Here is a 26,599-nt window from a genome sequence, read left to right on the forward strand (position 1 = left end):
AACATCTAGGTCATGTAGCTTCTCGCACTTCCGCTCACTCAGCGCTCCAGGGCTTGCACACTTGCTTCCGTGGGAGCTCTGCCAAACCTCAGGGTAATACCTGAAGTTAACCACTGGCGTCGCTGCCCCACGGAAGCATCGTGTGCTTAACGCCCCTCCGCGAAATCGTTCACGTTTGTGCAAGAAGCTACGCTAATAGGTCTTTTTAGATTACAGTTAAATTCTACTGAGACAGGCAAAACGATTTTGCAAAGCGAAGAATTAAAGCAAAGGGGCGTTAGTGAACGCAGGCAGCAGAGCGTGAAGCCGAGCTGTGGACTTGTCCATGGATGGACTGATGCCGCGGGCACATGGATGTGCAAGGAGCGGCGTATCATATTGTATTACCCTGAGGTTTAGCGAGGTAGCGAAGTCGCCAAGTGAATAGCCCCGGCGCCGAGATGAGCGTGCAAAGTGTTTTGCCGCTGCCCAAGTGCTTCTTTATTTCTGAACGATATTTAAGCTTAAGTCTAAAGCCTTTACCGAGTGGGTTAACCATCCTAGGGAGATTAGGTCGACGCCTGTCTCAGCCACTTTGACTAAGGAATCTAAAGTGATTCCGCCTGAGGCTTCGACGAGTACCTTTTTATTGATGAGTTGAACAGCTTCCTTCATCTTTTCTGCAGACATATTATCCAGCATGATGATATCGACCGGTGTTTGCAGTGCTTCTTCAACTTGGGCTAAAGTTTCAGTTTCAACTTCCACTTTAACCATGTGTCCGACCTTTTCACGAACAAGACTGACTGCTTGGGTAATCCCGCCTGCTGCAGCAATATGATTATCTTTAATGAGAATGGCATCAAAGAGGCCAAAGCGGTGGTTATACCCGCCTCCCGTTCTCACAGCGTACTTTTCCAAGCCCCTTAACCCCGGTGTTGTTTTGCGGGTATCAATCAGGTGACAGGAAAAGCCTTTAGTACATTCCACCGCCTTATGTGTTCCTGTAGCAATTCCCGACATTCTCTGCAATAGGTTTAGCGCAACCCTTTCCGCACCTAACAGTGCTCGAGTTTTGCCCTCAAGGACAGCTGCAACTTGACCGGGATAAATGTGTTCACCCTCTTTAGCTTTGACTTCAAAACTCATCTGGTCATCGAGTAAGGTGAATGCCCGTTTTGCAATATCCATACCCGCTAGAATTCCTTCTTCTTTTGCAGTAATCTCTGCTATCGAAACATGATTTTCCGGAATAATCGCTTCCGTTGTAAGATCTTGAAAACCAAGATCTTCACGGAGTGCCTGTTTAACGATTTCTTCGTAATATAGAGAATTCAAGCCGAATACCTCCTTAAGCTTAGATGTGTAGGTTGCCACGCTGGGTCAACTTCAGGATAATCCAGCCGGTAATGACTTCCCCGGCTTTCTAAACGTCGAAGTGATGATGAAGTAATAAGTTTGGCAACTAAAATCATATTCAGAAATTCAACTTCGCTCGGGTCAGCTTCTGCTTCAAGCTGACAAAGCTCTTGATAGGTGTTTGTCATTCCGCCCTTATCCCGGATAATTCCAACATTAGACCACATCAGGTTTTGCAAAGTCAGAATACGTGCATCTTTTAAATCCAGAACCTTTGCCGCTGCCGGAATATCCGAATGAAGGGAATCCAAGCTTTCAGCCAGTCCTTTTAGGTATTCAAAATCTGATGTTTTCTCTCGAAGGGATTTAACTAGAGCCTGGGCTATCCGTTTTCCAAAGACAAGTCCTTCAAGCAAGGAATTGCTTGCTAAACGATTTGCACCATGAACCCCTGTATTGGCACACTCACCGCAAGCATATAAGCCTTCTATATTCGTCCGTCCGTCGCTGTCTGTTTTAATCCCTCCCATAAAGAAATGAGCTGCCGGCGTGATAGGGATCAGATCCTTCTTGGGATCGAGACCGAGAGATTGGATTTTGGCATAGATATTTGGAAAACGGTGTTCGAAACCATCCGCAAGCACTTTAGCATTAAGATAAACGTGATGCCCTTTCTGCTGCTCGGCAACAATGGCTCGTGTCACAACATCCCGAGGCGCCAAATCAGCCCTCGGGTGATAATGGGGCATAAAATGCTCTCCCTCTTCAGTTACGAGCACCGCTCCTTCCCCCCGAACTGCTTCCGAAATTAAAAAGAGAGGATTTTCATTCGTAAGCAAGGCCGTGGGATGAAATTGAACGAATTCCAGATCGCTTAGAATAGCTCCTGCTTTCCATGCCAGAGCCAAACCCTCGCCCGTGCTCAACAAAGAATTGGTCGTTCTCCCATATATTTCACCGATTCCTCCCGTGGCTAAAATAACACTTTTCGCATAAATTGGCTGAACACCCTCGGAAGTTCTCACAACAGCTCCATAACAGTGTCCCTCATGAACGATAAGTTTCTCGGCACGGGTTTCAGGCAGAAATTGTACCTTCTGCTGTTGGAGATTTTGAAAAAGCGTTTCCCAAATAGCCGCACCCGTATCGTCTCCGCGGTGAATGACGCGAGCCAGACTATGAGCGCCTTCCCTTCCCAAAGCAAGCTCACCTGAGTTTGTCCGATCAAAGCACGTACCGAGTTCAACAAGTTGGCCAATAACCTTTGGGGCCTCATGAGTTAAGATTTCAACAATTTTTTCCTGACAAATTCCTACTCCTGCTATCAGAGTATCCCGAGTATGCTTTTCAGGAGAATCATCTTTGCCTACTGCCGCCGCAATCCCTCCCTGAGCTAAGGTTGAATTGCAAATATCTGGGCGATCCTTTGCGATAACTATAACCTTACCGTAGGGAGCTACCCCCAGAGCTGCTGACAGACCTGCAATTCCGCTCCCGACAACCAGAACATCAGTCTTTATATCTTGCATTTCACTCTTCAACTCCCCTGTTATATATACGTCTGTTGTACACTATGTCATTACATCTGTCAAGACACTATATTGACACTTTTCTTTCCAGAACGTAGAATCGTATTTAAGTAGGTGATTTGAAATGACAGAGAAAAAAAACCAACTTGGTCCTAAACGCCGCGATTTTTTATTAGACTTGCTAAAAAAAAGCAGAGAACCTCTTAAGGCTGCACATCTGGCAGAGATTACCGGCGTAAGCCGGCAAGTCATCGTCCAAGATATGGCCCTTCTTCGCGCTGGGCAGGAACCTGTCATCTCAACTCCGCAAGGTTATATCTTGCTTAAGGCTTCGCCTAAGGGAGTCCAACGCATCATTTTCAGCCGTCATTCTATGCAGGATACCGAACGAGAATTAACACTCCTTGTTGATCTCGGAGTTCAAGTCCTTGATGTCGGAGTCGAACATTCTGTTTATGGAAAAATTTCTCGGCCATTAAATTTAAAAAGCCGCTTTGATGTAAAAAATTTTATGTCCCAAATCACGCAGAAAGACACGAGTTTACTTTCTTCTCTTACGGATGGGCTTCATATCCATACCTTAGAGGCGTCATCCGTTGAGATATTAGATCGGGCATGCGAAGTTCTTACCGAAGAAGGCTTTCTAGTGAAACTATAGATCTAAACCCCTGCTCCTTGAAAAAAGAAACAGGGGTTTTCTTCGATAATGTATTTCCATATTGTGTCAATATAACCATCATCTTCATATAGTGTAATATCTCTAGAACAAAGGAGGAACCTCAAATGGCATTTGGAGCAGCTGGAGTAGCAGGTTGTGGTCCTAACTTTTTACCGGGAATTGCTATCGTAGTCGTAATCATTCTTCTATTGATCGCAATGGGAATCGTTTTCTAATTGAGTAAGAGGAGGATAAAAGAATGTACGGAATGGGCTTTGGCGGATTTGGAATGGGCTCCGGTGCTTGCTGCCCCGGCGGTTTTGTTGGCGGCGGCGGCGTAGGCGTAGGTGTAGGCGTAGGAATCATTGCAATCGCGATTTTAATTCTTATCGCACTCGGCGTAATCTTCTAAGCGTAAAGAACAATATTTGCTCTGATAGTAAAACAGAGGGTGCCCCATGTTTTTATGGGACACCCTCATTTTCTTATCTTTTTGTTACTCGTACTGTTTTTTATTTTGCTGCAAGATCACTGACTATTTTTTCATGCTCGATTCGTTTAGCAGCCATGCCTTTTTTATCCTGAATAATTTTAGCCCACTTGCGCGCTGCGTCAAAAACAATCAGCAAACAAAGAACAGCAAGCAAGACCGAAATAAAGACGTTAGTCCACATAGCCTTAGGAATATAAACTTTAGTTACGTTAAAGTAAGAAGCATCAAGAGTCGTAATAAAGAGGAAAACGAACGGGACAAAGGTTGTAAGCGCATAAGAAATACGGCCCGTATTTTTTAGGATTAGCGTTGTACCCACAACCATAGCTAAAGAAGCGAGCAACTGATTCGAAACTCCAAATAACGGCCAAACGGTTGAGATATCTCCACCATAGAGCATATATCCCCAAGTGACGGATACAAGCCCTGCTGAAATAATGGCGCCAGGCGTCCATGTAATTTGTTTGAACTTCGGAATGACAACACCAATCATATCTTGAACAACATAACGAGAAGCCCGAGTTCCGGCATCGACAGCGGTAAGAATAAATACAGCTTCAAACATGATCGCAAATTGATACCAGTAAGCAAGCAGTCCTTTCAAGCCAGGGACACTGCTGAATACATAAGACATTCCAACTGCTAAGGATACAGCTCCACCCGGACGGCCTGCGACATCTTCACCGATGAGTTGAGACAGCATCGGAAGTTTATCGACATGCATTCCAAGTGTTGCAAAAACTGCAGGTGCGGAATTGATCGCAAAATAGTCTCCAACCGGAAGAACAGTTGCTGCAATCAAAGCCATCATGGCAACAAACGATTCAATCAGCATGCCGCCGAAACCAACGATTTGAATATCTTTTTCACTATCCAACATTTTAGGTGTGGTTCCTGCTGCAATCGTACTATGGAACCCAGAAATTGCTCCACAAGCAATCGTAATGAAAACGAAAGGCCAAACTTTACCGGCAATAACCGGTCCACCGCCATTGACGAATTGCGTTACAGCGGGCATCTGAAGAATAGGATTTACAAAGATAATTCCCAAAGCGAGTGCTCCGATCGTTCCGATCTTCAAGTAAGAACTGAGATAATCCCGAGGAGCTAATAGGAACCAAACTGGTAAAGCGGCTGCAAAGAAAGCGTAAATCGGCAGTGCCAGTTCAATAACCTTGTCACTGTAATCAAAGAAAGGAGCCAATCCCGAACTCTTGATAACGGGTCCAAGAGCAACGGCAAGAAGAATTAAGCCAACTCCAATAACAGAGGCCTCCGCCAATTTACCGGGGCGTAGAAAGCGCATATAAATTCCAATAAAAATGGCAATTGGAATCGTCATGGACACTGTAAAGGTTCCCCAAGGATTGTGTTTAAGCGCATTGACGATAACAATAGAAAGACCTGCCATGGTAATTAGAAGAACGAATAAGACCGCGATACTTGCTGCAACACCTGTTACAGGCCCGATTTCTTTTTTAGCGATCTGGGCTAAGGATTCACCGTCATGGCGTACTGAGGCAAAGAGAACAACCAGGTCATGAACAGCGCCTCCAAGTACTCCTCCAATAAGAATCCAAAGTGCACCAGGAAGATAACCAAACTGAGCTGCTAAAACCGGTCCGACTAAGGGGCCGGCAGCTGCAATTGCAGCGAAATGGTGTCCAAAGGTTACCCAGCGATTGGTTGGCACAAAGTCGTGACCATCTTCATGCTGGTGAGCCGGTGTTGGAATTGCCGGATTAATGGCTAGCACTTTACTTGCCAGAAATGTTCCATAGAGACGGTACCCAATGATGAGAATACACGCTGCTGCAATAACTAAATAAAGACCACGCATTTTTTCCCTCTCCTTTTCCCTTAATATTTTTTGAACAATCAGTCCCATTGCTATATTAATATAAATTGTGGGATTCAGATTAATGTCATCAAAAAACGCAAGAGAACGTGCCCAACCTGCACGTTTTCTTGCGTAACTGACCTGAAATTAAAATCTGCTTATTTCTTTTTAACAGGCATCCAAATTTCACTTACATAATCCTCACTCTTATTGTTGCCATCCGTGTATAACTCAATATCGTAGTCTGAAATAAGTTCATATCCCGCCTGCGGCAGCCATTCACTATATATTCTTTTCCACATATTCTGAATTGTATCTGGCATGGGGCCAACGCACTTGAATATTGCCCATGTATATGCAGGAATAGTCAACATTTCAAATCCGTCTGGAATTATTGAATTCGATTCACATTCACAGCCAATACCATAACGGAACTCCCTCGATCCCGTTTTTTCTTGCTCACAGATTCCCAACATGCCGCATACTTGCTTCTGGGAACCGTCAGAAAAGTATTCTGTCCAAAACTTTGGAATTTCTTTTTCACTGTTTTCTGCCGTAAAAACTTTTGTCTTAGCCAACACCTTAAAAGCATCTTTCCTTATAATTTTATAATCCATAATATTACCGCCTTCCAATCTGATTTTGATGATAAGGCGATTGAACGATTTTAGATCAGAGCCTTCCATTTTTGCCTGATTTGGAGTCACGCCGTGAAATCGGCTGAATGCTTTTGCAAAGCTCTCAGGTGTTTCATACCCATATTTTAATGCAACATCTATCACTTTGATATTTGATAAGGTTAATTCCTGACCCACAAGAGAAAGACGTCTATTTCTGATATACTCTCCTATAGTCATTCCTGTTAACAAACTAAAGATTCTTTGAAAATGATAGCTTGAAATATAGACTTGTGCTGCTATTTCTTCACAAGTTAACTCGGTAAGCAAATTGTCTTCTATATAATCAATAGCTTTGTTAAGTCTCTGAATCCATTCCATTCAATCACCTCTCTGTGACTTTATGATAGCGTATTATTTCCTTTCAGCCTTGTCATAAAATGCTCAGATTTGTCGGCCTGATTTGCTGTTATATAAACAATATGAAGATCACCTTGTTCGTTTAGGTTTCTACTATTACCGGATCTTAAAACGTTCATTTTCCCTTAAACAGCTTAACGATATTTCGTTCTCAAAAAAGGGAATCTGTGACGATTATTTGCTATACCCTATTTTGAGAATCGTTAGTTGGTTGAGCGCATTCCCTTTGTATATTCCTAAAATTTAGTTCTGCTGAAGGTAGCCCTTGTTCTTGCAATGATATATTTCTAGAACTTTTTACTAATTCGTGAACAATTTCAGCAATTTTTTCATAGTTCATTTTTACAACACCCTCTCTTTTTCTGGTAAACAATACTATATTGATATTATTTGACACTATTTTCTAATTTCCTGCAAAATTAAGAGGAGTATATTTCAACGACAGTTCACTATCTTTCTCTCATAGTGTTCCAGTAATATCTATCCAAACTTTGGGCGTTCAACCTAAACCGGATATAATAGCCTTTTACTAAACGTGAACATTTTCTCTTTTCCTCAATAAAAGCTTACATCACTATATATTAACTTTAATTGTTGGTAACAGAGAATGTCAAAAAGCACCAACTCAGGAAATTCCTAAGTTGATGCTTCAATAAAGTTTAGTCGATTGAATTTAATTAAACTGAACTTAATCGATTAAATTAATGAATGAACAAAGTGATTATTGCTTATTTTTACTGATTACTGCATCCAAAGAAATCTTCCCTGCGCCTTTAATAACAAAATAAACAGCGATTAAAAACAAAACAAAAACATACTCTACCCCATCTTTTGGGCCTTGGGTATCTAAAAAGAATCCATTCGGCAAGCCAACCTTCATCCCTGCAACAAGCATTGTTACCGCAATGGATAAGGCGGCTGGACGAGTTAAAAGTCCTAAAAGAATTAAGATTCCGCCAAGAAACTCAGCTAAGAACGAAAGTCCTGCCCAGAAGGGAGAAATTCCTAAGGCTTGTTGGAAAAATCCAAGGGTACCTGCCCAGCCATATCCACCGAACCATCCCAGAACCTTTTGAGAACCATGAGCAAAAAAGACAACTCCTAAAGCAATGCGAAGAATAAGATCCGCTCTATCTACAGAGGGATTCAATAATTTCTTAAGCATAATATTCCTCCTCAATTTCTTCATAATAAAACTTGCTTCTTATGTTTATTGAAACGGCGGCGCCACCGTTTCAATAAATTAGACGTTATCTTACTCATTTGGATAGTGAATTTGAATTTTGATAAATAAAAAAGTGCCAGCTAAGCAGCTAGCACTTTAAACCACATTAAAGTACTGTCCATCCGTTAATCACTAATGAGGAGATACCTAGGAATTTATTGAGATCGATAACCAAAGGCTTTTTCACCTGAATATCTCGATCATGATACACTGTGATACCGTCTACATTCTGAGATATATATTCTTCGGGCTTAATCACAGGTTTTCCCCGCCGCACGGACGGAGGTAAATTAACACCACCTCAGCATATACGCGCATGAACGGGTTCCAGGGTTACCTCATCTCCGGATTTTAAGATATATTCTTTGGCCTTTGTCGTGATGTCGATTCTCTGCATCAGCTTCATCCCCTTTACTCGTCAAAACCAAAATCCTTTGATCTTCTATTTTTGTTTTGCTTTATTATACATCAATTTTGTAATTCAAATGTGAAATGCGCTTAAAGAGAGTCAACTTTTTTATGGTTAACTTTTCTCTCCAAAAAAAATGTTGACAAAATCTATTTTTGAAAGTACGATTTGATTGAGAATAATTATCAATATCACTAAGGTTTAAGAAAGGAGTGCCAAATGAAGCTTAGGATTAGAACTTTGTTCCTTCTTCTCATAGTTTTGGCGATTGCATTCAATCCTATCAAAGTGCTCGCATCAACTCAAGCTGAGGAAAACATAACAAAAGCAGACGCGAATATCGAGCAAGCTTTGCTTGAGACAAATCAAGGACGCCTCTCTGAAGCGAAGCAGTCCTACCAGAAATTCCGGGATGCGTGGGTTCAGATCGAAGACGGTGTCAAGCAGGAATCAGCAGATGCGTATAAAGACATTGAGTCAAGTATGGGGCAAGTCGACTATGCCTTTTTGCAAAACAAACCGGAAAATATCACTCAAGCCTTACACGATCTAAAAAAGGTCAATGAGAAGTTCTCCCAAGGAGAATTCCCAAAGGGGCAAGCTTTTAAACGAGAAAGTATCTCATTAAGCGATTTTATTATCCAATTACAGCAAACAAAACTCAAAGCTCAGGCCCATGATCAGGAATCCGCTTTAGCCGAAATTTCGAAAGTACGCGAATCCTGGCTAAGTGTTGAAGGTGTAGTAGTCGCTCAATCCGCGAGCGTTTACAGCAACTCAGAACGCGATATGGTTACCGTAAATGCAATGCTGTCGGAAAATCCGCCCAATTATCAAGGCGCAGTCCAACTTTTGAACCAAATGATCGATTACTTAAGTCCTCTCGCAAATAAAGCGGGATATACGTTTTGGGATGCCGCAATGATTCTTATCCGTGAAGGACTTGAGGCGCTTCTCGTCATTGCTGCTCTGCTGGCCTTTGTCAAAAAATCCGGCCGCAGCCAAGGAAACCGCTGGATTTGGCTAGGTGTTTTAAGCGGTTTATTGCTTAGCGTTATCATTGCACTGATCGTAAAGAGTGTATTCTCTTCAGGAGCTTTCGGGACTAATAACGCCCTAATCAATGGATGGACCGGAGTCATTGCCGCAGCCATGCTGCTATACATGAGTTATTGGCTGCATAGTCAATCCAATATCGCGGATTGGCAGCAGTACATTCGCACCAAAAGTGAATCCGCTTTAGACACTGGGCGAATGGTTTCCCTGGGAGTCCTTTCTTTTCTCGCCATCTTCAGGGAGGGTACAGAAACTGTTTTGTTCTTTATAGGGATGGTCAATCAAATCACTATGAGTGACCTCGTGCTTGGATTAGTCATCGGATTTGGGCTGCTCGCCGCACTCGCTTTCTTAATGATTCGGCTAGGCTTAAAGCTTCCTATTCGCCCCTTTTTCATGGTCTCCAGCGTTATCGTCTTTTATCTTTGCCTTAAGTTCACCGGAATGGGAATTCACGGGTTGCAAATGGCAGGACTGATCCCCTCCACAATGTCTTCGAGCATACCAAATATCGACCTATTGGCGCTTTATCCCTCTTGGCAAAGTACGCTTCCCCAGATTGCTTTAGTTGTTATGGCCTTAACCGTAATTCTTTGGAAACAGGCAAAAGCTAAAAATATGAACTTGAAGGATCTTAAGAATAACGTAAGTAAATAAGCATTTGACATTGATACAAGCCATTAGCCATCAGCCATTAAGATTTAACAATAAACAAATTTAGGAGGAGAATTCAATGAATTTATCACGTGTTATTCTAACTTCAGCCATCGTCATTACTCTTGGTATCGCCGGATGCGGTACAACCAATACGACCAGTACAGCAAATAGTACAAACCAAACTGAACAAAAAGCATCACAGGAAAAGGCGAACCCTACCTCTTCGGAGATTAATACGGGAGTGACCAAGATGCTTGGCGTTACAGCCGATTTGAAAGCAGCGATTACTGCCGGAGATGAAGCCAAGGTCAAAACGGTTGGACCAGAATTAGAAGATAATTGGAAGCCCTTTGAAGATAAAGTAAAAGAAAAATACCCCGATATTTATAAAAAAATAGAAGCTGCTCTTGACCCAACGATAGCCGGAGCTAAAGCAAGTCCGCTGGATAAACAAGTTCTTGGAAAACTAACCGGCGATTTAACAGATGCTCTCAATGAACTCGCCGCAAAAGAAAAATAAGTCATTTGACAAAACCGCCACTTGTAACTAGAATGGTTACAAGTGGCGGTGATTTAATATGATCAATAGTCGTCTTGCGGTTGCCATTCATATTCTTTCTTTAATTAATACATTTAAGGAAGAACACGCAACCTCGGAATGGATTGCTACGAGTGTGAATACAAATCCTGTTGTGATTCGACGGATCAGCAGCCAGCTTAAAAAAGCAGGCATAATCGAGAATCAGGTTGGGGGTTCCGGTTCAGCCCTCGTCAAATCCCCTTCTGAAATCACCCTTCTCGATGTATACAGGGCCGTTCAAACAGAAAAGGACTTATTTTCCATTCACGAAGCACCTAATCCCAAGTGTCCGGTAGGTAAAAATATTCAAGCCGCATTGCAGGATGTATTTCAAGACGTCCAAAATGCTATGGAAAAAGAATTAGCTCATAAGACACTCGCAGACATTTTAAATCAACTCTCTATATAAGAGAGTTTTTTTACCGCCGCACTGTAACTGGATTTGTTACAAATTTTAAGGAGGATGATGTAAATGAAAATCGGAATTATTGGGGCAAGCGGAAAAGCAGGAAGTCGAATTTTGAAAGAAGCCGTTGACAGAGGGCATGAAGTCACAGCCATTGTCCGGGATTCTTCCAAAGTGACCCTTAAAAATGCAGCTGTGTTAGAAAAGGATATCTTTCAGCTTACGTCCTCAGATCTCAAAGGATTTGATACCGTCGTCAATGCCTTTGGTGCACCCATGGGGCAAGAACATTTACATGTCGAAGCAGGGCGAGTGCTGATTAATGCAATGCATGAAGCGCCTCATACAAGACTATTTGTGGTTGGCGGTGCCGGCAGCCTCTACACCGATGATACTCAAACTTTAAAAGTCATGGATGCACCGGGTTTTCCAGACTTTGTTTACCCCACGGCCAAAAACCAAGGGCAAAACTTAGAGGATCTGAAAAAAGAAACAACCATTAATTGGACCTTTTTAAGCCCTTCTGCAACTTTCGCTCTTGGCAAGAGGACTGGCCATTATAAAACTGGAAAGGATCAGCTTCTCGTCAATTCGAAAGGTGAAAGCTATGTGAGTTATGAAGATTATGCCGTTGCTGTTTTAGATGAAATTGAAAACCCCAAACATAAAAAAGAGCGTTTTACGATTGTCTCTGAGAAAGAATAAATACATAAGTGAATTAAAGCCTGGGAAACCCGCCCCTTTTTTGGGATGAGTTAACCCGGGTTATTTAATATGGAAGTCAAACTAAATTCTTGTGAACTTCTGTCTTAATGTGGTCAATCGATTTAAAGCCTCATTGAGGGTTTCGCTTTTCTTGGCGAAGTGAAAACGAATCAGATGATGAACATCTTCCCGAAAAAAGCTTGATCCAGGAACCGCTCCTACACCAACCTCTTGAGCCAGCCATTCACAAAATTTATAATCGTCCTGACTGTTAAATTCAGAAATATCCATCATCACATAATACGCCCCTTGAGGTGTCGTATAAGCTAGGTTTAAATCATCTAACCCCTTAATAAACAGATCTCTTTTTTCCGTATATTTGCGCTGCAATTCCTCATAATAGTCATCACCGAAATTAAGACCGACGACAGCGGCTTCCTGCAACGGAGCTGCTGCCCCTACCGTTAGAAAGTCATGAACCTTTTTAGCTACATCAATAATATGAGCCGGGGCAATGATATAACCCAGTCTCCAGCCCGTGATCGAGTACGTTTTTGAAAGCGAGCTGCAGGAAATCGTTCGTTCAAACATACGAGGAAGCGAAGCAAAATAAGTATGAAAATAAGGTTTATAGACAATGTGCTCATAGACTTCATCCGTAATCACAAACGCATCATATTTTTCGGCGAAATCCGCAATGATCTTCAGTTCAGAATACGTAAAAACCTTACCGCTAGGATTCGAAGGATTGCATAAAATAAGCGCTTTAGGTTTTTGCTTAAAAGCCGCTTCCAATTCATCGATATTAAAGTTGAATTCCGGAGGATGAAGGGGAACATAGATGGGTTCTGCTCCCGAAAGAATGGTATCCGCTCCATAATTCTCATAAAAAGGAGAGAAAACAATGACTTTATCACCTGGATCACATACCGTCATCATGGCTGCCATCATAGCCTCGGTACTGCCGCAAGTCACAACAATCTCTTGATCTGGATCGATCGCCCGATTCATCCATCTGGATTGTTTTCTAGCAAGGGCAGCTCGGAAATTATCGGCTCCCCAAGTAACAGCATATTGATGAGGGCCCTCCTGAGATACTTCTTTTAAGCGATCGAGAATTTCCTGCGGAGGGTCAAAATCGGGAAAACCTTGAGATAAGTTTACCGCATCGTATTGATTGCATATTCTTGTCATTTTTCGAATAATGGATTCAGTAAAACCATTAGTTCTATGGCTTAATTTCGGCATTTCTCCTCCACCCCGAGATGCAGAGTATTCTGCTTATTGTTGCCCCTATTATAACATAAGGAATATTCGTTTTAATTTCTTTCTGAGTTAAAAACCTACATTATTATAAAGGGTACTATTTTCTTGGTTTGTGATAAAATAACTTTGATGCTAAATCAAAATCGTAATGGGGTGAAGGTGATCAATAATCAAGTTATTTACTTCATCTATGGTTTATCATTTTTCACAATGGGATTGGCTATTACTCTCCAGATCATTCAACCTAGTCAACTGTATTTATCTAAAACCCTATGGTTATTAGCTGCTTTTGGATTTACGCATGCAATATCTGAATGGGGTTATTTTTTTGTTCCGCTCCAAACAGCCGATAGTAAAGAACATTTACTTTTGCTTGCCCAAATTCACCTTCTTACCATGGCTTTATCTTTCGCATTTTTATTAGCATTCGGCCTTGCACAGTATTTTCGCAGCCCAAAAACCTATCTTTTGATTCCTTTTGTAATTCTTTTAATTTGGTACATCAATTATGTCCTCTATTTTGATCGCAATCTCATTCCCATTTGGTACGTAAAATGTGAAATCTGGGCCCGCTATTTGCTTGGTTTTCCCGGTGCGGCAATGGCTGGTTTGGGTCTCTGGATTCAAGTCAAGGAATTAAAAAGTTGGGGTTCTCAAATCCGGCACTTTTTAAAGCTTGCCTCCACTACTTTACTTTTTTATAGCGTTCTCGCAGGTCTTATTGTTCCGAAAGGAGATTTCTTCCCCAGTACTGTTTTAAATAATGAACATTTTTACATTATATTTCATATACCCGTTCAGGTTGCCAGGGCCCTCTTAAGCATCCTTCTAAGTTGGTACGTGTTAAAACTTCTCTCGGTGTTTCGATTGGAATATCAGAATGCATTTGATCGTATACAACAATTAGAAACTTTAGCTAAAGAGCGTCAACGAATTGCCAATGATATTCATGACGGCGCAATCCAAGCGATTTATGGCTCAGGTATGCTGCTTGATCGTGCTGAAGAATTGATTGACAAAAATCCCGAACGAAGCAAGGAAATCATCTCAGATGTCATTCATCGACTAAATGATACCATTGATTCCCTGCGCCGATATATCCACGGCCTTAAATCGGAGGACTTTGGACGATCTGCTGTTGACGAGCACTTGCTTCAAATCATAAAACAGTCTCAAGATGCTTTTTCTGATCTGAAAATTACGGCATCCATTAAACTGCCGAATTGGTTCATACTTATACCTGAAGGATTTGAACATATCAACTTTATTTTACAAGAAGCCATTGCAAACGCAGCCCGCCATTCTTCCTGCACCACGATTGATGTTGTAATTTCCGGAACTGAGGAAAAGTTTGAAATGCGTATAAGCGATAATGGGACAGGAATCCCTGCCTTATTACTAGAAAAAACAAAAGCTCCAGGTATGAACGGTCACGGTTTAGGGAGTATAAAACAACGCGCAAAACAACTTAACGCAAAATTTGACCTTCTATCTGATTCTAACGGTACATCACTTACTATAATCATAGGGAGGAAGTAAGATGACCAAAAAACATACTATTTTAATCGTTGATGATCATGATATCGTAAGAATGGGTCTGGCTTCCCTGCTTGAAGAATCAGACTTTGAAATTGTCGGTGAAGCAGGAGGAGTAAGCGAAGCTGTTAATCAAGCTCGTCAGACCAAACCAGACGTTGTTCTTTTAGATGTACGCCTTCCTGACGGAAGTGGAGTTGATGCGTGCCTAAAAATTATTCAGGACTCCCCTTTAACTAAAGTTATAATGTTAACCTCTTATACAGATGGTGAAGCATTATTACAGTCGATTGAAGCTGGCGCATCAGGGTATATCTTAAAACAAATTGGACGAGATGCTTTACGTGATTCCATACATAGAGTTGTCAACGGTGAGACCATTTTAGACCCCAGTCTTACTTCAAATATGTTTAGCGAAGTACGGAAAGGGTTAAAGGAGATTCCACATGATAAACCCAATCTGACCCAGAAAGAACATGAAATATTGCTGGAAGTCGCCCAGGGGAAGAGCAATAAATAAATTGCCCATAGTCTTTACTTAAGTGAGTATACCGTTCGTAATTATGTAAGCAGCATTTTAAGAAAGCTAAAACTCGAAAGCCGAATTCAACTCGCTCAATACGTTTTTCAACACAATAAAGATCACTAGAATCAAAATCATTAAAGTATTATTGAACAGGGTCAACTGTACTGGTTAAAACAGGTAGGTTGCCCTCTTTTTTTATGTGATAAATATGTGAAAATTAAAGCAGATAAACGGTTAATCCAACTTTTAAAGGGGGAAAACGTATGAAAAAAAATCTGATTAAAATCATGGCTCTTGCAACACTCGGTTCTCTAATTCTTATAGGCTGTGGTACCGCCCAGCAAGCATCAGCCCCAGCAGCACCAGCTGCGGCTGGAACAGATGATCTAAAGAAACAAGTTGAAGATATCAAAGGAGCACTGCCAAAGTTCGCAATACCTATGCGTGAAGTTGGTGATCGATTCGACGATATGTACTTCGCTGCCAAAGGCGGCAACTGGGCCTTAGCCTCATATATGTCTAAATATATGGATAAGGCAATGACTCCTGCTAAAATCACCAAACCAGCAGAATACCCTGCTTGGACAAGTTTTTATACAGGAACATTTGATCCTGTCAACAAGGCAATTGCCGCAAAGGACTTTGCTGCCTTTGACAAAGCTTACACTTCGGCTATTGAATCCTGTAACGGCTGTCACTCCTCAATGGGATATAAATTCGTCAAGATCCCTAAACCACAGGCTCCTGTAGATACTCATCTCGATTACAGTCTAAAATCTGAACCTGGAGATGTTCCCAAGTAAAAATAACCAGAAAACTACTTGAAGACTTTAAGAAAAAAGGAACGCAGCTTAACGACGTAAGCATGCGTTCCTTTTTGTTATCAATTATTACTGATTAGCAACAGCATAGGCATGAACTAAAGCATAAGCTGCTTCAGCTCGTGTTACCGCTTTCTGAGGTTCAAACGTGGACTGATCGGTTTTCAGAATACCCAGCCCCCAGGTTAAAGCCACGTATCCTAATGAATCCGCTGGGATGAGATTAGCATCTGCAAAGGGAACAGCATAGATTCCTTTAGCTTGAGCCGCAGTTTCCATCCCTATTAAGCGAACTACGATTTTCGATAAATACTCCCGATTCATTTCACGAGGGATAGATGTATCGCCCTTCGTCCAGCCTCGTTCCTTCGCTAACTTTAATACTTCATCATCCGATAAAGCACGATCTCGGCCATTCCCCTCAGCCAGAGCCATTGCTCTTAAAAATTCAAGGACAGTAGCCGTTTCATCAGGATTAAATTTATCACCATATTCTCCAAAAGCTCCGGTAAGTCCCATTAAATTGATTTCTTTTTCCGCAAAATTCCCCTGAATATCATTAAAATATAGGGCTTTTATCCATTGCGATTTAGGTTTGCCCGACCAATCCAGGGGTTCACCCGTTATAGCATCAATCATTTGGGCTGTTGAAGGAGCATAGCTAAGCTGAGGTTGATAGACAAGACGTACTTCTTGCTGTGCAGTTTGTCTGTAAAGCAGCGTATATCCTAATGTAAGGGATCGTTCTTTTAGAAATAGTTCAGTCGCTTTTGAGGGAGTGATCACGTTTTCTAAACTTGGAAACTCAAAATTTGACCAATTCATATTATATTGAATAACACTTTTCCCCACCGTATCGATCGCAATATGCATGGCATTATTGGAAACCGGGATCCCATTGACTTGTCTAACATATTCAAAAGGCTGAAGATTCCCAGGCATTTTCACTTGATAGGCCAAAGAAGGTTGAAGTTTAGTTTCTGCAAAATGTTGAGCATTTACCTTATTCAAAAATTCCTCAGCTATTTTTTGTGCCTCTTCTCTGCTCATCGGTTCGGAAGGATTTTGAGTATTGGCTATTCCTTGCATATTTAAACCGATCAATTCACCTGTGTTTGCATTTACTCGGGCATTCAAATGGCGGTTATCTCCAGGAGCAAAGGACTGTACACTCCAGTCCAATTGCCAGACTTTAGTATTCGGATTTAGCCAATCAGGATTCAAACTCGAGTTTGATAGATTTAAGTCTTTAGGAATATCCACGAATTTCTTCACAATTTCCGCAGCTTCATCTCTGCCTATTTTCGGCGCATCTGATTTCACATCACTCGCTGGAGTTGATTGATTGGGCTGAGTAATACTTTTAACAGCTTCAGGCGCATAACCCATGCCTTTATATATACCTACAGAAGGATCTAGGATTATAGGCTTTCCACTGACCGCATCAATTGCCCCGCCTGCAGATTTATTCGATAAATAATAAACGGGTAAAACGCGTTGGGGATTGGGATCATTGGATTTGATCACTGGGGTTAAATAATACTGTAATTCGAGCATTGGGGTATCGACAAATGCTTTTTCTGCCGTTTCCTGAGAGATCACATTTCCCGCACTGGGAAAAACTAAGTCCTTCGTCCAATTAAAACTATAGCTTGCCACCTGACCCTTATCCCCGCTAACACCTACACTAACTCCGTTTTCCGGAAATGGAATTCCATTGATAACCCGCACCCAACGAAAGTTATACATGAAGGGTTGGTAGTTATTGAGGGTGATGACTTGCCCTTCATCCTTGACTAATTTTAACTCAGGGAGATATTTTCCGGCTAATTTTGTGACAAGATTTAGGGCTTCTTTTTCAGCCTCAGCTGCCGTGATAATGGGAATTTTAAACGAAGGTTTACCGGGTTGATCCCAGCTGTTCATGCTTAGGATCTCACCAGAGTTCGCATCCACTTCAACATGGAAACTCCCCCCCGGAAACTCAGGAGAATTCCAATTCAGGGAATAGGCAGGGCGATTATTATAATCATAGAAATTTGTATTCAATTGCGTATATTTTTCAGGGATAGCAAAGCTGCTTTTGGCAATTTGCAATGCCTGGTCAGACGTAATATTCGTTTTTGTAGGCAAAGCTGCTGATGTTGAAACGCTGGGGTCTGAAGCTAAAGCAAACCCGGGGAAGACAGCGAATTGAACAAATAGCAAACAAGACATCACCAGATTGAAATAACGCTTAGGGTTCAAATTTGATTCCTTCCTTCTTAAGCATAGTCGTTCAGTTCTATCATCTTATTCTCTCATAAGACTTGTACGAACAATGCCGAAATAAGGAAGTCGAAATTTGACAAGATATATTAGGCAATAGTCCCTCCTTTTAGGCCATTTGGACTATTTTTCTAATTTTAGAATTTAAAAGAGGATTTTTGTAGATTGATGTTGAATAGGAAAAATAAACTATTTTGACATAAAAATGGAGTGACCTTCGTGAACATTCCAATTCTTGCATTACTTTTACAAGGTATTCCCGAATTGATTGCTGTTGTTACACTTTCATTTGTTATCGCTAGAATTCCGCTCAATTGGAAACAAATTGTGGAGTTTGCTTTGATTCTGGCATTTTTTTCTTATCTTATTCGCCTAACACCCCTTCCTTTCGGCCTTCATATCATTTTGCTCATCATTTTGCTTTCTAGCATGCTTATTAAAATCAGCAACGGAAATCTTAGCTTATCTCTGATTGCATGTATCGTAAGTTATATGACTCTAGGCATATTGGAATTAGCTAGTCTTAGTCTCTTGATGCCTGTTTTTCATCTTACTACTACTGAGATTTACACTAATGAATGGATACGGATTCTCGTAGGTGAACCTCATGTTATCCTTCTCTTTATTTTTGCTTTTTTACTCAACCGCTTTCTTGCAGAAAGAAGGAAAAATCATGGATTTAGCTCAGATAAGTCAGGAAATTGCCAATAAAATCACTGAAGACTTAAATTATAGCGAGGATAATAAAGAAATTGTTGCTTACGCCATTGAAACAGGACTTTTGAACATTTTAGGAATGACTTTAATTATTTTCCTAGGGCTGCTGCTTAATGCTCCAGGGCCAACCATCCTTGCCGCCCTTTTTGGTGGAACCTTACGCCGATTATCGGGAGGGGCTCATTTCGACACCCCCCTAAAATGTTTGATTTTCGGAGCAATTGGTTATAGCGCTGTAGGGCTTTTAGCAAAAAACCTTGCTCTCATGGGCTTCACCTCTTTCACTTTTACAACGATAGTTTTGTTCGTCTCTTTACTTCTTGTGTTAGGCTTAGCCCCGGTGGACAGTCAGGCAAAACCCATTCATTCACGCAGCTTAAGGAAAAAACTCAAAATATCGTCTGTCGCTTTTGTTGTTGCTACGTTCATAGCCATCAATGTGGTAAACGACTCTTTCTTTATAACAAGTGCAACTTTAGGGTTATTTTTCCAGAGTATAACCCTATTGCCAATTTTCAACCGAAGGAGGTGGATTCAATTATGAGGAAAATGATTCTTGCAACCATTGCTTCTATGTTAGTCGTCATGGCGAGTGCAACTTCTGTTTTTGCTTGTCTTATGTTATTATATCAGCCGAAAACGCCGAAAGCCTTACAACGCTAAGAAATCATCTCTTAACTTAACACGTTTATCCGATATAAAAGCTGGCTATCCAGCTTTTATATTTTAGAATGATATTTTAATCATATCTTTAAAGGTTTTTCTCTGGGGGATTTATAATGATTAAACTCTGGCAGAAACAGCCGATTATTCAAGTTACATTATTTAAAATTATAGGGATCCTTTTTATATTTATCATCATCGTTGTTACTCTTTTTGGCGAAACCTATTGGGAAAAACAAACGTATAAAGAAAATTACCAATTGGTTTTGATGGCTTCAAATCTTCAAACTAAAATAAGCCCTTATATTTTAGGCATAGAAAATATTGAACAAAACCCGAATCTTACGGAACAACAAAAAAAGGCAAAAATCAAAACATTAATTCAGCCTTTGCTTCAAAGTAATGGCGCGGATGTTACTGCGTTTGGATACTATGATCTTGGGTTAGATTTTCATGTTGTGAGCAAAGAACCTATAATAGCTCAGATTCAATCAAAATTAGGTAATGGTAATGAATTCTATCACTACACCTGGAATGACAGTAAGAATAAAGATTTTGTTGTAAGCTATCCACTTTATGCCGGGGAAAGAATAGTAGGTTATAGCTGGGCTTATGCCGACAGCACCTATAATTTATTCCAATCGACATTTTCAATCAGTGGATTTTCTATTTTTGCTTTAGGTTTGGTTCTCATGATAGTCATCTTACTTCAGCGATATATGACAAAAATCAGAGTAGCACTCGATCAATTCAGTCAGATGATTACTTCGAATGATTATGGTCAAATTCAAATGCTAAGCAAATTACCGGAATTAAAACCCGTTATTGATAAAATTTTTTCTTTTACTGAAGAACTGAAATATGTTAATCATGAATTGGAATTATCTCAACAAAAAATAACTCAAATTATCGAGGGCGTATCGGATGGCGTTTTCGCCCTTGATCGTTCGTACCGTTTTTCGTATCTTAATCCCAAAGCACTAAGACTAACAGGCCAAGAGCTGCACCATTTGTTAGAGACAAAAATCCAAGACGTTTTTCCGCAAATTGAGGATTCATTGACCTTAAGTAAATTAGAAGAAGCTATGGCTCAAAACAATGCAACTCATTGGGAGAGTAAGGCGTTAACTCATCCCGATTTTTGTTATGAATATCATGCTTATCCCTTTACGGAAGGCTTAACTGTTTTCTTTCGCGATATTACAGAATCAAAACGTCATAGTCAGGAACTAGCGCGTTTAGAAAGACTCAATCTCATTGGTCAGTTAGCCGCAGGGATCAGCCATGAGATCAGAAATCCCCTGACAACGGTTAAAGGCTTTCTGCAGTTTCTTGGAGCGAGAAAACAATATGAAAGCGAAAAAGAATATATAGATTTGATGGTTTCAGAAATTGATCGGGCGAATAGTATTATTACAGACTTTCTATCTTTGGCTAAAGTAAATTCTGATAATATCAGGCTTAAAAATATAAATGAGATTATTGGCAAAATCTTCCCAATGCTGCAAGCGGATGCTTATAACAATAATAAGGAGATTCTTTTAGATTTAAAAAGCTTGCCCGAAATCATGCTCAATGAAAATGAAATAAAACAACTCATCCTTAACCTTGTACGCAATGGATTAGAGGCAATGCCAGAAAAGGGCAAGGTCACCATTCGGACATATTGTACCGAAAATAATGTCATTTTAGAGATCGAGGACCAAGGGGCTGGAATACCCGAAGAAATACGCGAAAAGATTGGAACACCCTTCTTTACCACAAAAGAAACCGGAACAGGTTTGGGAATGGCAATTTCAATAGGAATTGCTCAACGACATCATGCATTATTCGACTTCGAGACCGGCAGAAATGGAACAACTTTTAAAATAACGTTTAATACTGCAGACAGTATCTGTGAAATCTGATCAAATAAAAATCGTTCTATTTTTTATTGTAATCATTGAATTATTCATTATATAATCTAGAGTAAAGTCTAAAGCACAACATAAATACATGTTGTGTTTTCTTTATAAAGGGGTAATTTATGATCGCTATTTTCTTAAAATCATTGATTATTGGTTATTCAGGGGCCGTTATGCCAGGGCCTATGTTTACTTATACTGTTGATAAAAGCTTACATCATGGTGCAAAGTCTGGCCTGCTTGTGTCAGCTGGCCATGTCTTTCTTGAACTGATCTTAGTAATATTGATTTATCTAGGAGCAGGAAAGTACTTAACGACAGATACTGCTAAAACAATAATCGGTCTCTTAGGGGGAATTATTCTCGTTTATCTCGGGTTTGGAATGATGAAAGAAGTCTATCTCAATCAAATTTCTTTAGATCCGAAAAGCAGTAAAGATGAAAAGCAAGGAAGTATGCTTTTAGCCGGTATCGTTTTAAGTGCATCAAATCCTTACTTTATCATTTGGTGGTCTGTAGTAGGTCTAGCATTAATTATGAATGCTTATGCTTCTTTTGGCATTATGGGTGTTTTAGCCTTTTATATCGGTCACATTATTTCCGATATTTCATGGTTTTCCTTCGTATCTGTCCTCGTAAGTAGAACTCGTTCTCTCATCAATTTAAAAGTATACAAAGTTATCATCGTTGCTTTAGCTGCTTGCCTGATCTTTTTTGGAGTCAGTTTTTTCGCAGCGAGCCTACGATATATCCTTTAAATTTAAAATATTTAAAAAGGTAGAGCCAGGACTGAATTTAAGTCCGCTCTACCTTTTATGTTATTGTTTTATGGTTTTAAGATTCTTAATTCTGTTAGATCCTAGACGTTAGTCTCTGCGGCCCCCGAATCCGCCAAATATCAAAAAGATATCTAGGATAAAGGTAAATAAGTTGACAAAATCTAAAAAGATGCTCAGTGTCACTAATACCGCTTCATCAGCAGTACTATGCTTCATGCGTTGGAAATCAAAAGCGGTTAGTAAACTGAACAGAATTGCTCCGCCTAGTCCAATTAGCAATGCAAAAGGGCTAAAGAAGCTGCTGAATAGCATACTCAGAATCATGACGCCTAAAAGAACAAGCAGACCAACAGAGAGAAACTTTGATAAGACACCCAAGTTTCGCCGAGTTAAGACACCATATAAACCAACGGCGGCAAAAACAACGAAAGTTACCAAAGAAGCTTGACCCAATACCGCTAAACCTGCCGGCGTAGCGACAAGTCCCTGAATAAGTGGACTTAAGGCCGCTCCAGAGCATGCAGCAAAAAGTAAAGCCAAAGCACCCGTTAGCCCTGCTGCCGCATCATTACCTCTCACTGTATCTCTCCGGTTGATAAGCGGAATGACAAAGAGCAGTACAAATTCTAAAATGACCGCGGGAATAAAATAAGCAGGCGGAACCAAAAAAGCCCCAGCAGCCATCGCTAAAAACATGAAAGATAAAAGTCCAATAACCTGGGTAATTGATATTGGTCGTGTTTGTTTAACATCAATGACTTCATATGATGGGTTGTAATGTGAATAATCATTTCTATACATTTTAACGTTCTCGCTTTCTTTTGAATTTAGGAAAACTCATCTAACATATTGTTTTGTGACAATTATAGTCTTTAATCAGTAATAGTCAACTGTAATTTTTAGGATTACCACTACGCCATCATATAATTGATCCTCCGCCTCTTAAGTTTATCGGTTCGATCTCCTATGAGATTTATCTGTTAGAGGCCGTGTTAATGTATAAATACAGTCTGTTATATCTCTTTCCGAATAAAGTCTTTTCTTTGCTGTTTTATTTTTCAGGGCTCATTCTTTTAAATTTGGGACTTCAACGGCTTTTAGCATTCAAAGGATTTAATTCTAAAATTACTGCTTCAGGATCAATTTAAGAATATCAATTTAACAATTTGGGAGTTTAATGATATAACTAGGGACTTTAAGAGGGCAGCTATACATGCTGCCCTCTTTCAATCATGATTTACATAGTTTTGTCACAATTACTTTCTATAATTAAACAAACATAAATAAGAGAATGGAGAAGATAGCGTGAAGAGATTATGGATCAAATATTCGTATTTATTTACCCTTTTATTTTTTGTCTTAGGCATATTTAATATTATATTTGCTTGGATTGGTTTACTTTGTCTTATTCTTCCCTTTTTCTTTGTCATTAAGGATAAAGAAAAAACCTGGTGCAAAAGTTATTGTCCCCGGTCAAACCTATTTATCCGGATATTTTCAAAAATCGGCTTAAACCGACCGGCCCCAAAGTGGCTGGTAAACGGCAGCGGTAAACGAGTTATGCTCATTTACTTCTTACTGAATTTCGCCATGATATGCCTATCCACATTGATGGTTTTTCTGGATAAAAGACCTCCTATGGAGAAGGTCAAATTTCTAATTGCCTTTAAACTTCCATGGAACATACCTAACCTCCTCGATGTAGGCATTATGCCAGGTTGGGCAGTCCATTTAGGCTTTAGAATATATTCGATGATGTTTACAACGATTATTATTGGCCTCTTGATTGGTTTCTTTTTTAGAGCAAGAACCTGGTGCACCATTTGTCCGATGGGTACTTTATCAGGTATGGCATTAGGAAGTCGGCAGAAGCATACGGTAACCAAGAATCTGTAACCTTAAAATTATACAAGAATGTATCCTCGGCTTATGGATTGGGAAGGCAAGATCGCTCTGCATGTCCGTACTCAGCTAATAATATTTGCAAAAACACACTTGACTTATAGGAATAATACATTTTATAATAACATCATAATTCTTTAATATTCATTATTTTAGCAATGAAATATTTAAGCTGATTGGAAAACCAAAGGCTTTACGATTATTTCTCAGAAATAAGCGTGAGGCCTTTTTGTTTTGCGGCAAGGGCTAAATGAAAGGGGATGTAAAAATTAGAACATGGATTGGGATCAGTTAGAGGAAGCAGATTGGTTATTCCGAAAAATGGTGAGGCGATTCATCAAAGAACGGGACAAAATTCTCATTGAAGGGGTTGCGCTGCCCGGTCTGCTCATTCTTAATAAGATCATCAGGGATGGAGCGCAGCGGCTAGGCGATTTAGCAGAGGAGCTGGATTTTACCTCCGGAGCTGTCACGGCCTTGAGCGATAAACTTGAAGAGAAGGGCCTCGCTGTTCGTTGTAAAGGGAAAGACCGCAGAACGGTTTTGCTGGATATTACGGACAAGGGCAGGGAGATGTTACAACGGAATCAGAATATCGGAAGATGCTGCATCACAATACTCTTTGATGGTTTAGATAAGAATCGGCTTTCCGAGCAGATTAGCGCGTATCGGCAAATCATCGGCAATCTTGAACATTTTTCCGAAATAATTCTTGGCCTCGCCCGGGAAAATTCCGAACGGGCTCAATCGGCCGATCTAACAGGCAGATACGATTCAGAAAATAGAAAAAGTCGTTTTCTAAGCTATTAAAAGTAAAAAGGAGTGGAAATCATGGGACATCCCAGCATTTATCCAACAGGGGCAACGCTATACAATCCAGACAAAACTTGGAGCGGTTATACCCTCTATCAGGCAGCTGATTTGGGCGCGTTGTTAATTGGCATGAACGGCCAAGAAGTACATTTATGGAAAGGCTTACGGGGATTTCCGAATAAGCTGCTGCCCGGGGGATTTGTGTTTGGCAGCACAGGAACAAGAGATCCCCAGTTTGGGTTTCAGGATGAAGTAGACTTAGTACAAGTGGATTGGGAGGGTAATATTGTTTGGAAATTTAACCGATACCAGTATATTTCAGATCCTGAAAATGAACCGCAATGGATGGCTAGAGCACACCATGATTATCAACGGGCGGGGAATCCTGTAGGCTACTATGTTCCCGGCCTGGAATCACGGACCGATGGAGGCAATACCCTCCTTTTAGTTCATAAAAACCTACGCAATCCGGAAATCTCTGACAAACAGCTGCTTGATGATGCCATCATTGAGGTTGATTGGGAAGGCAATATTATCTGGGAGTGGACATGCAGTGAGCATTTTGATGAACTCGGTTTTGATGAAAGTGCAAAAAATGTGCTGTCACGTGATCCCAACACCCGATTTTTCGGCAATCACCATTCCGGAGACTGGATGCATATAAATTCCGTATCCCTCATCGGTCCCAATAAATTTTACGATCAAGGAGACACCCGTTTTCATCCGGACAATATTATCTGGGATTCTCGGGAATCGAGCATTATCGCCATTATTGATAAAAAAACCGGCAAGATCGTTTGGAAGCTCGGACCGGACTATTCTAGAGATGAGGTTGCCCATTTAGGTTGGATCATCGGACAGCATCATGCCCATATTATTCCCAAAGGTTTGCCTGGTGAAGGAAACCTCCTGGTATTCGATAATGGCGGCTGGGCAGGATATGGTTTGCCAAACCCGGCTTCGTCTTTTGGTCAGAAAAATGCGGTCCGGGATCACTCTCGAGTATTGGAGATCAACCCCGTTACCTTGAAAATTGAGTGGCAATACACCCCAACGGAGGCCAAGTTCCAGGAACCCTTAGATTCCTACCGCTTCTACAGTCCCTATATCAGTTCCGCGCAAAGATTGCCTAACGGCAATACGCTGATTACCGAGGGCTCTGATGGCCGAATTTTCGAGGTAACCCGCGAACATGAGCTGGTTTGGGAATATATTTCCCCTTATAAAAATAAAAACAATGCCAATATGGTCTATCGTGCTTATCGTGTGCCTTATGAATGGGTACCTCAATTAACGAAACCCAAAGAAACGGCAATTATTCCGCTTGATGTCGCAGAATTCAGAGTCCCAGGAGCAGCCCCCAAGGGAACGGATTCGGTGGCCAACATCGAAGGTACGGGTTTTTTCACTGATGGAGCATTCTGTGTAGCCAAAATTGATGAACGGCCAATAAACAAGTAATTATAAAGCG

Annotated in this window: 27 protein-coding genes; 18 read left to right on the forward strand and 9 right to left on the reverse strand. The window is 40.7% G+C overall.

Annotated elements, in window-relative coordinates; all coding sequences use genetic code 11:
* Nucleotides 1–480: 480 nt before the first annotated feature.
* A complete protein-coding gene (gene nadC / locus ACHOLT_RS00420) occupies nucleotides 481–1,317 on the reverse strand; it encodes a carboxylating nicotinate-nucleotide diphosphorylase (protein ID WP_425804921.1) in 837 nt (278 codons plus the stop codon).
* The gene (locus ACHOLT_RS00425; RefSeq protein WP_425804924.1) at nucleotides 1,314–2,867 is read right to left on the reverse strand and encodes an L-aspartate oxidase; all 1,554 of its coding nucleotides are present in this window, start codon (nucleotides 2,865–2,867) and stop codon (nucleotides 1,314–1,316) included. Before ACHOLT_RS00425 ends, nadC begins: the two co-directional genes overlap by 4 nt.
* A 124-nt stretch (nucleotides 2,868–2,991) precedes the next feature.
* Between ACHOLT_RS00425 and ACHOLT_RS00430 the strand changes: the two genes are divergently transcribed.
* Nucleotides 2,992–3,525, forward strand: a complete 534-nt coding sequence (locus tag ACHOLT_RS00430; RefSeq protein WP_425804927.1) for a transcription repressor NadR — start codon at nucleotides 2,992–2,994, stop codon at nucleotides 3,523–3,525.
* Between the two features lie 259 nt (nucleotides 3,526–3,784).
* Complete coding sequence (locus tag ACHOLT_RS00435) at nucleotides 3,785–3,937, forward strand: hypothetical protein (RefSeq protein WP_425804929.1); 153 nt, start codon at nucleotides 3,785–3,787, stop codon at nucleotides 3,935–3,937.
* Between the two features lie 100 nt (nucleotides 3,938–4,037).
* Here the strand turns inward: ACHOLT_RS00435 and ACHOLT_RS00440 are convergent, their stop codons facing one another.
* The 4 genes from ACHOLT_RS00440 to ACHOLT_RS00455 all read right to left on the reverse strand — a co-directional run bounded on the left by ACHOLT_RS00440 (nucleotide 4,038) and on the right by ACHOLT_RS00455 (nucleotide 8,060).
* On the reverse strand, nucleotides 4,038–5,858 hold the full coding sequence (locus tag ACHOLT_RS00440) for a carbon starvation CstA family protein (RefSeq protein ID WP_425804932.1): 1,821 nt from the start codon (nucleotides 5,856–5,858) through the stop codon (nucleotides 4,038–4,040).
* Nucleotides 5,859–6,016: 158 nt separating this feature from the next.
* On the reverse strand, nucleotides 6,017–6,856 hold the full coding sequence (locus ACHOLT_RS00445) for an AraC family transcriptional regulator (RefSeq protein ID WP_425804935.1): 840 nt from the start codon (nucleotides 6,854–6,856) through the stop codon (nucleotides 6,017–6,019).
* Nucleotides 6,857–7,076: 220 nt separating this feature from the next.
* On the reverse strand, nucleotides 7,077–7,292 hold the full coding sequence (locus ACHOLT_RS00450) for a hypothetical protein (RefSeq protein ID WP_425804937.1): 216 nt from the start codon (nucleotides 7,290–7,292) through the stop codon (nucleotides 7,077–7,079).
* A 324-nt stretch (nucleotides 7,293–7,616) separates the two neighbouring features.
* On the reverse strand, nucleotides 7,617–8,060 hold the full coding sequence (locus tag ACHOLT_RS00455) for a DoxX family protein (RefSeq protein ID WP_425804940.1): 444 nt from the start codon (nucleotides 8,058–8,060) through the stop codon (nucleotides 7,617–7,619).
* Between the two features lie 688 nt (nucleotides 8,061–8,748).
* Between ACHOLT_RS00455 and ACHOLT_RS00460 the strand changes: the two genes are divergently transcribed.
* The 4 genes from ACHOLT_RS00460 to ACHOLT_RS00475 all read left to right on the forward strand — a co-directional run bounded on the left by ACHOLT_RS00460 (nucleotide 8,749) and on the right by ACHOLT_RS00475 (nucleotide 11,933).
* Nucleotides 8,749–10,242, forward strand: a complete 1,494-nt coding sequence (locus tag ACHOLT_RS00460) for an FTR1 family iron permease (RefSeq protein ID WP_425804943.1) — start codon at nucleotides 8,749–8,751, stop codon at nucleotides 10,240–10,242.
* A 76-nt stretch (nucleotides 10,243–10,318) separates the two neighbouring features.
* Nucleotides 10,319–10,762, forward strand: a complete 444-nt coding sequence (locus ACHOLT_RS00465) for a hypothetical protein (RefSeq protein ID WP_425804945.1) — start codon at nucleotides 10,319–10,321, stop codon at nucleotides 10,760–10,762.
* Nucleotides 10,763–10,820: 58 nt separating this feature from the next.
* Nucleotides 10,821–11,231: an Rrf2 family transcriptional regulator gene (locus ACHOLT_RS00470; RefSeq protein WP_425804947.1), complete on the forward strand. Its 411-nt coding sequence runs from the start codon at nucleotides 10,821–10,823 to the stop codon at nucleotides 11,229–11,231.
* A gap of 63 nt (nucleotides 11,232–11,294) precedes the next feature.
* Nucleotides 11,295–11,933 carry an NAD(P)-dependent oxidoreductase gene (locus ACHOLT_RS00475; RefSeq protein ID WP_425804950.1) on the forward strand — a complete coding sequence of 213 codons (639 nt, stop codon included), beginning with the start codon at nucleotides 11,295–11,297 and terminating at the stop codon, nucleotides 11,931–11,933.
* A gap of 81 nt (nucleotides 11,934–12,014) precedes the next feature.
* Here the strand turns inward: ACHOLT_RS00475 and ACHOLT_RS00480 are convergent, their stop codons facing one another.
* A complete protein-coding gene (locus tag ACHOLT_RS00480) occupies nucleotides 12,015–13,181 on the reverse strand; it encodes a pyridoxal phosphate-dependent aminotransferase (RefSeq protein ID WP_425804954.1) in 1,167 nt (388 codons plus the stop codon).
* A 177-nt stretch (nucleotides 13,182–13,358) separates the two neighbouring features.
* On the opposite strand from ACHOLT_RS00480, the gene ACHOLT_RS00485 reads away from it, so the two are divergent.
* From ACHOLT_RS00485 to ACHOLT_RS00500, 4 genes are all read left to right on the forward strand, one after another.
* The gene (locus ACHOLT_RS00485; protein WP_425804957.1) at nucleotides 13,359–14,738 is read left to right on the forward strand and encodes a sensor histidine kinase; all 1,380 of its coding nucleotides are present in this window, start codon (nucleotides 13,359–13,361) and stop codon (nucleotides 14,736–14,738) included.
* Between the two features lies 1 nt (nucleotide 14,739).
* Nucleotides 14,740–15,255, forward strand: a complete 516-nt coding sequence (locus ACHOLT_RS00490) for a response regulator (RefSeq protein WP_425804960.1) — start codon at nucleotides 14,740–14,742, stop codon at nucleotides 15,253–15,255.
* Nucleotides 15,256–15,384 carry a LuxR C-terminal-related transcriptional regulator gene (locus ACHOLT_RS00495; protein WP_425808214.1) on the forward strand — a complete coding sequence of 43 codons (129 nt, stop codon included), beginning with the start codon at nucleotides 15,256–15,258 and terminating at the stop codon, nucleotides 15,382–15,384.
* Nucleotides 15,385–15,524: 140 nt separating this feature from the next.
* Entirely contained in the window at nucleotides 15,525–16,064 is a 540-nt protein-coding gene (locus ACHOLT_RS00500; RefSeq protein WP_425804962.1) for a hypothetical protein, read from the forward strand.
* Between the two features lie 87 nt (nucleotides 16,065–16,151).
* Here the strand turns inward: ACHOLT_RS00500 and ACHOLT_RS00505 are convergent, their stop codons facing one another.
* Nucleotides 16,152–18,299 carry a YcdB/YcdC domain-containing protein gene (locus tag ACHOLT_RS00505; RefSeq protein WP_425808216.1) on the reverse strand — a complete coding sequence of 716 codons (2,148 nt, stop codon included), beginning with the start codon at nucleotides 18,297–18,299 and terminating at the stop codon, nucleotides 16,152–16,154.
* Nucleotides 18,300–18,569: 270 nt separating this feature from the next.
* On the opposite strand from ACHOLT_RS00505, the gene ACHOLT_RS00510 reads away from it, so the two are divergent.
* The 5 genes from ACHOLT_RS00510 (at nucleotide 18,570) to ACHOLT_RS00530 (ending at nucleotide 22,392) form a co-directional block, all read left to right on the forward strand.
* Nucleotides 18,570–19,061: a hypothetical protein gene (locus ACHOLT_RS00510; RefSeq protein WP_425804965.1), complete on the forward strand. Its 492-nt coding sequence runs from the start codon at nucleotides 18,570–18,572 to the stop codon at nucleotides 19,059–19,061.
* Nucleotides 19,024–19,611 carry an accessory gene regulator ArgB-like protein gene (locus tag ACHOLT_RS00515; RefSeq protein ID WP_425804968.1) on the forward strand — a complete coding sequence of 196 codons (588 nt, stop codon included), beginning with the start codon at nucleotides 19,024–19,026 and terminating at the stop codon, nucleotides 19,609–19,611. Before ACHOLT_RS00510 ends, ACHOLT_RS00515 begins: the two co-directional genes overlap by 38 nt.
* Nucleotides 19,608–19,730: a cyclic lactone autoinducer peptide gene (locus ACHOLT_RS00520; RefSeq protein WP_425804970.1), complete on the forward strand. Its 123-nt coding sequence runs from the start codon at nucleotides 19,608–19,610 to the stop codon at nucleotides 19,728–19,730. Before ACHOLT_RS00515 ends, ACHOLT_RS00520 begins: the two co-directional genes overlap by 4 nt.
* 116 nt (nucleotides 19,731–19,846) lie before the next feature.
* Nucleotides 19,847–21,637, forward strand: coding sequence for a two-component system sensor histidine kinase NtrB (locus ACHOLT_RS00525; RefSeq protein WP_425804972.1), 1,791 nt, complete (start codon nucleotides 19,847–19,849; stop codon nucleotides 21,635–21,637).
* 119 nt (nucleotides 21,638–21,756) lie between these two features.
* Nucleotides 21,757–22,392 carry a LysE family transporter gene (locus ACHOLT_RS00530; RefSeq protein ID WP_425804974.1) on the forward strand — a complete coding sequence of 212 codons (636 nt, stop codon included), beginning with the start codon at nucleotides 21,757–21,759 and terminating at the stop codon, nucleotides 22,390–22,392.
* A gap of 108 nt (nucleotides 22,393–22,500) precedes the next feature.
* Here the strand turns inward: ACHOLT_RS00530 and ACHOLT_RS00535 are convergent, their stop codons facing one another.
* Nucleotides 22,501–23,214 carry a Bax inhibitor-1/YccA family protein gene (locus tag ACHOLT_RS00535; protein ID WP_425804976.1) on the reverse strand — a complete coding sequence of 238 codons (714 nt, stop codon included), beginning with the start codon at nucleotides 23,212–23,214 and terminating at the stop codon, nucleotides 22,501–22,503.
* Between the two features lie 504 nt (nucleotides 23,215–23,718).
* Here ACHOLT_RS00535 and ACHOLT_RS00540 point away from each other — a divergent pair.
* From ACHOLT_RS00540 to ACHOLT_RS00550, 3 genes are all read left to right on the forward strand, one after another.
* Nucleotides 23,719–24,309, forward strand: coding sequence for a hypothetical protein (locus ACHOLT_RS00540; protein WP_425804978.1), 591 nt, complete (start codon nucleotides 23,719–23,721; stop codon nucleotides 24,307–24,309).
* A gap of 282 nt (nucleotides 24,310–24,591) precedes the next feature.
* Nucleotides 24,592–25,125 (forward strand): MarR family winged helix-turn-helix transcriptional regulator, encoded by a 534-nt coding sequence (locus ACHOLT_RS00545; RefSeq protein ID WP_425804980.1) that lies wholly within the window; start codon nucleotides 24,592–24,594, stop codon nucleotides 25,123–25,125.
* A gap of 21 nt (nucleotides 25,126–25,146) precedes the next feature.
* Nucleotides 25,147–26,589: an aryl-sulfate sulfotransferase gene (locus ACHOLT_RS00550; RefSeq protein ID WP_425804982.1), complete on the forward strand. Its 1,443-nt coding sequence runs from the start codon at nucleotides 25,147–25,149 to the stop codon at nucleotides 26,587–26,589.
* Nucleotides 26,590–26,599 lie beyond the last annotated feature (10 nt).

Origin of the sequence: Desulfitobacterium nosdiversum, assembly GCF_049860565.1 — a bacterium.
Taxonomy (GTDB): domain Bacteria; phylum Bacillota; class Desulfitobacteriia; order Desulfitobacteriales; family Desulfitobacteriaceae; genus Desulfitobacterium_A; species Desulfitobacterium_A nosdiversum.